General features: G+C 51.2%; 8 protein-coding genes. 1 reads left to right on the top strand and 7 read right to left on the bottom strand.

Features of this window, described 5'->3' with window-relative positions; translation table 11 throughout:
* Positions 1–108 precede the first annotated feature (108 nt).
* The 7 genes from hypD to hypA form a co-directional block, all read right to left on the bottom strand.
* Positions 109–1,191, bottom strand: coding sequence for a hydrogenase formation protein HypD (gene hypD / locus HY879_24705; protein MBI5606545.1), 1,083 nt, complete (start codon positions 1,189–1,191; stop codon positions 109–111).
* Positions 1,175–1,411, bottom strand: a complete 237-nt coding sequence (locus HY879_24700; GenBank protein ID MBI5606544.1) for a HypC/HybG/HupF family hydrogenase formation chaperone — start codon at positions 1,409–1,411, stop codon at positions 1,175–1,177. Before HY879_24700 ends, hypD begins: the two co-directional genes overlap by 17 nt.
* Before the next feature lie 81 nt (positions 1,412–1,492).
* On the bottom strand, positions 1,493–2,272 hold the full coding sequence (locus HY879_24695; GenBank protein ID MBI5606543.1) for a glutathione synthase: 780 nt from the start codon (positions 2,270–2,272) through the stop codon (positions 1,493–1,495).
* 175 nt (positions 2,273–2,447) lie between these two features.
* Complete coding sequence (gene hypF / locus HY879_24690) at positions 2,448–4,733, bottom strand: carbamoyltransferase HypF (GenBank protein MBI5606542.1); 2,286 nt, start codon at positions 4,731–4,733, stop codon at positions 2,448–2,450.
* Positions 4,730–5,389 carry a hydrogenase nickel incorporation protein HypB gene (gene hypB, locus HY879_24685; GenBank protein ID MBI5606541.1) on the bottom strand — a complete coding sequence of 220 codons (660 nt, stop codon included), beginning with the start codon at positions 5,387–5,389 and terminating at the stop codon, positions 4,730–4,732. The genes hypF and hypB overlap by 4 nt, the downstream gene beginning before the upstream one ends.
* Positions 5,390–5,405: 16 nt before the next feature.
* A complete protein-coding gene (locus HY879_24680; GenBank protein MBI5606540.1) occupies positions 5,406–5,585 on the bottom strand; it encodes a GxxExxY protein in 180 nt (59 codons plus the stop codon).
* Between the two features lie 30 nt (positions 5,586–5,615).
* Positions 5,616–5,948 carry a hydrogenase maturation nickel metallochaperone HypA gene (hypA, locus tag HY879_24675; GenBank protein ID MBI5606539.1) on the bottom strand — a complete coding sequence of 111 codons (333 nt, stop codon included), beginning with the start codon at positions 5,946–5,948 and terminating at the stop codon, positions 5,616–5,618.
* A gap of 298 nt (positions 5,949–6,246) precedes the next feature.
* Between hypA and HY879_24670 the strand changes: the two genes are divergently transcribed.
* The coding region (locus HY879_24670; protein MBI5606538.1) for a PAS domain S-box protein at positions 6,247–6,771 on the top strand (525 nt) is incomplete at its 3' end.

Genomic DNA, 6,771 nt, shown 5'->3' with positions numbered 1-6,771 from the left:
CCCATCAAAAGAGGCGTCCGAGATACTGGCAAGGCAGGACGAAAAGGTTGAAGGAATGGATGAACCGAACAAAAGGCTGAAACGGATGTTCTGATTTAAGGTTAATATTTATTCCTGATATTTAAAATAAGCCGCGCAGGTCCCCTCGGTGGAAACCATGCAGGGGCCGATGGGACTGTCTGGCCGGCAAACCTTTCGAAAGAGTTTACATTCCGGGGGGGTCTTGGCCCCGAGCAATACCTCTCCGCAGGCACAGCCCGGATGATCCTGGGCCGGGGGGACGTCGAGATCGAAATGATCTTCGGCGGCCAGGGTCCGATATTCGGGACGTAAGGTCAACCCGCTTCCCGGGATGAGCCCTAACCCCCTCCAGGGGGCATCACAAGGAACAAAGACCTGATTCAGGACCGCCCGAGCCTTGGAGTTGCCTTCGGCCGTGGCCCCCCGTTTATATTGGATCTCCACCCGGGCCTGATCCTGTTCGACCTGCCGGACGAGCAGGAGAATGGTCTCCAGAATGTCCACCGGCTCAAACCCGCAGACCACGCCGGGGACCTTGTAAGTACGGGCCACGGTTTCATAGGCCGAAGTGCCGATCACGGTGGTCACATGGCCGGGATAAATAAAACCTTGAATATTCAGATTTCCCGAATTCAGCAGGGCCGCCAAAGCCGGAGGAAGAAGTTTGTGGGCCGATAGGATATAAAAATTCTCCAACCCTGATCGCTGGGCTTCCAGGACGGCCGCGGCAATCGTCGGGGCCGTGGTCTCAAAACCGATAGCCAGGAAGACCACTTTTTTATTCGGGTTTTCCCGGGCCAATTTCAAGGCGTCGAAACTGGAATAAACCATACGTACGTCGGCGCCCCTGGCCCTTTCCTGTTGCAGGGAGGAATGGCTGCCCGGGACCCGGACCAGGTCTCCAAAGGTGGTCACCATGACCTCGGGGTTCCCCGCCAGCCTGACGGCCCGGTCTATTTCTTCGGTAGCCGTCACGCACACCGGACATCCGGGGCCGGAGATGAGTCGGATGGTCGGCGGCAACAACTGACGGATCCCATGACGAAAAATGGAAACCGTATGGGTCCCGCAAACCTCCATCAGACGGATCGATTTCCTGGATTCAGCCCGGATAGCGGCGATCAGTTTGCCGGCCAGGTCTTTATCGCGATATTCACTCAAATGTTTCATCGACATGGGCCAGGATTTCCTTCCAGTATTTCAGACTTTCTTTGGCTTCTTCCTCATCGATCCGGTGCAGGGCAAAACCGGCATGGATGATGACGTAATCTCCAATCTCGGGCCGTTGGTCGCAGATCTCCAAGCGGACCTCCCGCCGGGTCCCTTCATATTCCACCAGGGCCCAATTGTCATTTATTTTTTTGACTTCCATAGGAATAGCCAGACACATATACGCTCCTTGAACGATTCATTTCTTGTCTTGAGGGTCCGAAGGTCGTCCCTGTCCGCCCCCACCTGCGGGGTGGAAAAATCATATCTTAATTATTCTCAAATCGCCACCTTTATCCGATGAAACCAGCCAGCGGTCAACGGCCTGCTCAAGCATCTCGTAAAAGCGCATGGAGCCGCCGAGTCCTTTTCTCCCGAAATAATAATTGATCTCCAAAAATAAAGGAACGGGCCGTTTTTCTTTACGATCAAAAATAATATCAAACCCGGCCAGATTGATCCCGCTCCTTTCACAAAAATCCCGGACCGCTCCGACGGCCTGCTCTTTCTGAAGGATATCCCCTCCAAAATCGATGAGTCCTCCCTGATTCTGATTGGTCAAAAATATTTCCGGGTTCGGTTGTACGCGCCAGTAAGCATAAAAGGTATCGAATAGAACGACCACCCTCAAATCCTTTCCTCCATGATCAATCCGTTCCTGCAAGACAAACCCTTCGGAAGCCTGAATTCCTCTCGGCAATAAATCCAGCTTTTCCAACAGCTCCTTTTCGGAATGGACTAAGAAAACAAAAGTCCCCTCCCCTCCCTGGTTGGCCTTCAGGACCAAGGGGTAACCGGACAACAGGGAAGGCAGGAGGTCCGAATCAGGATAATTCTCAAACAAGGCTTCACGGTTTTTTAAAACGAGCGTTCGGGGATGGGGGACCTGATAATACTCAAAAAGCAAGGCGTCCCCCACTTTTCCCTCCAGAGGAAACCGAAGGTCATAATTAGGAAAGACCCTGGGGACCAACCGGCGGCATTCTTTGTAGACTTCGGCAGTTACCCCTTGAGGGACCACAACGGCTTGCGCTTTAGCCAATCGTTTCTTCTCCCTTTCGGTGAGGGAACGACCGGCGCAAAGGATGTTGATGTCCCTGGTAATGCAGGGATGGAGTGAGGCGATCATTTTAAAAGATGGGGACGGGTGTCGGGGAGAAACCTCTTTTAGCTTTTTTCAATTTATCAAAATTATCAGGCTTCCTTCTCGTCACTCGTCACCCGTCACTTCCTTTCTTGCTCATATAATGGGCCGCCACAGCCTGGCCCAGGGCGATTCCACCGTCATTGGTCGGTACCAGGGAATGGCAGAAGACCTGAAACCCTTTTTTCAGAAGCCCTTCTTCCACCCCTGCCAGAAGGGTCCTGTTTTGAAAAACCCCTCCGCCCAGTACAACCTTATTCAGGGCTGATTCGTTACGCAGATGGATGCAGATCCGGACCAGGACTTCCATCATCGTTAAATGGAATCGCCGGCTGACCTGCCCTCTGGAGACCCCTTTTTGGATATCTTCCACCACCCCCCGGATAATGGCCGCGGGTTGAATTAATAGAACGCCCTCCTCTTTGCTTATTTCCCAGGGATAGGGCGATTCATTCTGCCCATCTTGAATCATCTCCAGTTCCATGGCCGCCTGGCCTTCAAAGGCCACCGTTTCCCTTAAACCGACCAGAGCCGCCACACCGTCAAAAAGTCTTCCGCAACTGGAGGTGAGAGGGGAATTGATCCCTTGCCGGATCATCTGGATAAGGGTTTCCATCTTTTGCCGATCTTGTTTCTGCAGAAAAGGCAGGGACTGTTCCCAGAGTTCTTCCCCGTAAGCCTGGTATAGATAACTGACGGCCATACGCCAGGGTTCTTTAATGGCCCTGGCCCCACCCGGCATGGGCAGGTAGGCAAAATGGCCTCTCCGCTCAAAGGAGGACAAATCGCCCACCAATATCTCTCCCCCCCAAATCCGGCCGTCGAGGCCGTAGCCGCTACCGTCCAGAGAAAGGCCGATCACCTTTTCGTGCAGTCCGTGTTCGGCCATACAGCCCACTATATGGGCAAAGTGATGCTGAACACCAATCAGATGCAACCCTTCCTGTTCCAGGGCATATTGGGTGCTCAGATAATCGGGGTGCAGGTCATAGGCCAGGATCTCCGGTTCGATCTGGAGGATTCGCTTTAAATGGTCTACTGTGAGCTTAAAAAAATCCAGGGTCTCCAGATTTCCCAGGTCCCCGATGTGCTGGCTTAAAAAGGCCTTGTTATCCTTGGTCAGACAGATGGTATTTTTCAGTTCTGCCCCGCAGGCCAGGATGGGGGAGACCGGTTCTTGCAAAAAAATGGGTATTGGCACAAAACCTCGGGACCGCCTCATCAGGCGGGTACGCCCTGAAACCCTCTGGACAATGGAATCATCGCTGCGCAGATAGATCTCCCGGTTATGCACCAAAAAATAATCGGCTATCCCTTCCAAGCGCCGAAAGGCCTCTTCATTCTCCAGGCAGATCGGTTCTTCTGAAAGATTGCCGCTGGTCATGACCAGGGCGTCAAAGCCCTGTGCTAAAAGAAGGTGATGTAACGGCGTATAAGGCAACATGACCCCGAAGGTTTGGTTGCCCGGGGCCACCGAAGGGGCAATGGGATTGGGATGCTTTTTAGCCAGCAGGATAATAGGACGCTCTCTGGATAAGAGGATTTCTTTTTCTTCCTCGCTGATCCGGGCAAAACGGGAAACGGTGGAAAGGTCCCCGGACATCAGGGCCAGGGGTTTTTCTTCCCGATGCTTCCGAGCACGCAAACGTCTGACCGCCTCCTCCTGAGTAGCCTCCACGGCCAGATGAAAACCCCCTAAACCTTTCAGGGCCACGATCCAGCCCTCTTTGAGCAGGTGGGCGGTTTCCCGGATCGGCTCGGAAACCTCCAAAGGATGACCCTGGGCATCGTGCAGATAAACCTGCGGGCCGCATCGGTGGCAAGCATTGGGCTGGGCATGAAACCTGCGGCTCAAAGGGGAATAGTATTCCTCTGCACACTCGGCGCACATGGTAAAGGGGGCCATGGTGGTCTTGGCCCGGTCATAAGGGATATCTTTGATAATGGTGTAACGGGGACCACAGTTGGTGCAGTTGATAAAAGGATATTCAAAGCGACGGTCCGAAGGATCTTTAAGTTCCTTTAGACAATCGGGGCAGGTGGCCGTGTCCGGGGAGATCAGGGCTGAGCGGTCTTCCTTAACGATGCTTTCGCCGATAATAAATTCACAGTCATGGACTAAAGGACGAGGGAACTGCTGGATACTTGTAATATGGGCCAAGGGAGGTGATTCGTTCTGGACGGCCTGCAAAAAACCTTCAATAACCTCCACCTCCCCTTCGACTTCCAGTTCCACACCCTGGGAGGTGTTGGTCACATATCCGCTTAAGTTTCTGGCCTTGGCCTGCTGATAGATAAAAGGGCGAAACCCCACCCCTTGGACGATACCCTGGATGGAAACATGGTGCCTGGTTTTCATTCTTTTTTATATTTGGGGACTCGTTGAAGAATCCAGTTAAACCAAGGCTCCAGGCCGGTTCGGGTCTGGCAGGAGACTTCGAAGATCTCTAATTTCGAATTGATCTCCAAAGAAATTTTACGGATTTGTTCAACACTGGTGTTGATGTAGGGAAGCAGGTCCGTTTTATTGACCAGCAGCACGCTGGACTTGGCAAACATCAGGGGATATTTAAGGGGTTTGTCATCCCCTTCGGTAACGCTCAAGATCATGACCTTGTAATCTTCTCCCACATCGAATTCAGCCGGGCAGACCAGGTTGCCGACATTTTCCACCACCAGAAGGTCGAGGGCCGACAGGTCAAATTCCTTGAGGGCCGCCTGGATCATCCGGCTGTCTAAATGGCAGGCCCCGTCGGTATTGATCTGGACGGCCATAACCCCTTTTTGGGCGATCCGCTCGGCATCATAGGTCGACTGGATATCCCCTTCGATGACCCCGATCCGGATCTTATCCTTCAGGGCCTCGATGGTCCGTTCCAGCAGGGTCGTCTTTCCGGCCCCGGGGGAACTCATCAGATTAAGGACCAACAACCCATGCTCTTTAAACAGGGCCTTATTTTTTTCCGCCAACTGTTCGTTGGCCTCCAATACGTTTCTAATGACAGGGACTTTCATGATTTTTTCCTTATAATTAGGACGCTGATTTACGCAGATACCCGCAGATACCTTCTTTTCTAATTTCTAACATCATTGCATTCTCATACACCTTTTCAAGAAAACCGTAACCAAGTTTATTGTAAACCCTATAGAAGATTTTAATAATCTTTTCAGTTAATTCTTTATATTTATAATCTTGGTAATCTGCGTCCATCAGCGTCCAAAAAGGAATCCCTGCCGTTTCTCATTCCGCTTCAATCTCTTTAATAAACAACTCCTTGCCGGCGACCGTTTCGATCTCCTGGGATTGACACTTGGGACAGACAAACCGGTACTCTTTAATGACGAATTCCTCACCGCATCCGGAGCAACGACCGGTCAGGGGCACCTGTTCCATTTCGAGTTTGACCCCTTCAAAGGGGGTGTCTTTGGTGATTATCTCGAAGCAAAAGGTCAGGCTATGGGGGACTACGGCGGTAAACTCTCCGACCACCAGGCGAATGGTACTCACCCTGGTGGCCCCGTGTCGGGCCATCTCCTGTTCCACGATATCCAAAATACTTTGGGCAATCCCCATTTCGTGCATGATTATTTTACCAAACCTCAGTCATTTGCCTGATTCACTTAACGTTCAACTTAGTCATTCCGTTAATAAAAGTCAACTTTTTATCCTGATCTTCTTTTATCTTAAACGTCGAGTGGTCTGCGGAAGGGACCCTAAAATTTTATTGACCCCTTCCGGGTCTTCGATTATGTTGATACTCTGCATTTATTTTTAACATTTGGGGCCGGACCATGGATCGACGGTTATTTTTTGAATCAAGCGAGCCCAATCCCGGTCCCCCGTGGCAGTTAAGACGGGATCCGCACCTTTGATGAAGAGGAATTTCGTAATGAACGAAAAACCGGTCGCTAATGATATCATGGCCCAAGAATTGTCGGAAGCCTATAAGACTTTAAGAGAGTATGAAAGTATACTCAATATTATGCCCGATATCATTTATAAAATCGACCCCGAAGGTCGTTTTGTCTATTTGAGCCATTCTATCACCAGTCTTGGTTTTCAACCTGAAGACCTTCTGGGAAAACATTTCAGCGTTCTCGTGCACCCCGACGATGTGCCAAGCATCAGCCGCAAGGTCGTTCTTCCAAAGTATCTCGGCAAAACTACGGGAGACGGAAAAGCTCCGAAATTATTTGATGAGGTCAGAACCGGTCGCCGAATCACTAAAAACCTGGCCATCCGGCTCATTCCAAAATTTTCGCATCAAGATAAAAACTCCGGTATCATCCCGACGATTGAAGGAGAGGTAATCGCTTCCGGTATATATGGCCAATTGGCCCACGACCGAAACAAGGAATTTGAGGGAACTTCGGGTCGAATTGCTTTGAAAACCGAT

This window comes from Deltaproteobacteria bacterium (genome assembly GCA_016219225.1).
Lineage (GTDB): Bacteria > Desulfobacterota > RBG-13-43-22 > RBG-13-43-22 > RBG-13-43-22 > RBG-13-43-22.
Note: the sequence above shows the minus strand (reverse complement) of the source record. Positions and strands in the feature narration are given on the sequence as shown.

What these genes read in the sequence shown, in the direction of transcription:
- hypD (MBI5606545.1), bottom strand. Translation starts at nt 1,191, where the DNA reads ATGAAACATTTGAGTGAATATCGCGATAAAGACCTGGCCGGCAAACTG.
- HY879_24700 (MBI5606544.1), bottom strand. Translation starts at nt 1,411, where the DNA reads ATGTGTCTGGCTATTCCTATGGAAGTCAAAAAAATAAATGACAATTGG.
- hypF (MBI5606542.1), bottom strand. Translation starts at nt 4,733, where the DNA reads ATGAAAACCAGGCACCATGTTTCCATCCAGGGTATCGTCCAAGGGGTG.
- hypB (MBI5606541.1), bottom strand. Translation starts at nt 5,389, where the DNA reads ATGAAAGTCCCTGTCATTAGAAACGTATTGGAGGCCAACGAACAGTTG.
- HY879_24680 (MBI5606540.1), bottom strand. Translation starts at nt 5,585, where the DNA reads ATGGACGCAGATTACCAAGATTATAAATATAAAGAATTAACTGAAAAG.
- hypA (MBI5606539.1), bottom strand. Translation starts at nt 5,948, where the DNA reads ATGGGGATTGCCCAAAGTATTTTGGATATCGTGGAACAGGAGATGGCC.